The sequence below is a fragment of the Stenotrophomonas sp. Steno-Z4 genome (assembly GCF_056393145.1).
Genome location: NZ_JBWJPC010000026.1, coordinates 1 through 202, shown reverse-complemented (window position 1 = coordinate 202; position 202 = coordinate 1). Strand labels below are relative to the sequence as shown.

At 64.4% G+C, this 202-nt stretch carries 1 protein-coding gene; it reads left to right on the top strand.

Translation table 11 applies throughout. The annotated features are described in order from the left end of the window. A partial coding sequence (locus AC06E7_RS19110) for an EF-Tu/IF-2/RF-3 family GTPase (RefSeq protein WP_478065608.1) occupies positions 1–202 on the top strand: 202 nt, incomplete at both ends.

Here is a 202-nt window from a genome sequence, read left to right as displayed (position 1 = left end):
CGACACCCAGAAGACCACCGTGACCGGTGTGGAAATGTTCCGCAAGCTGCTGGACCAGGGCCAGGCAGGCGACAACGCCGGTCTGCTGCTCCGCGGCACCAAGCGTGACGACGTCCAGCGCGGCCAGGTGCTGTGCAAGCCGGGTTCGATCAAGCCGCACACCGAGTTCGAAGGCGAAGTCTACGTGCTGTCGAAGGACGAA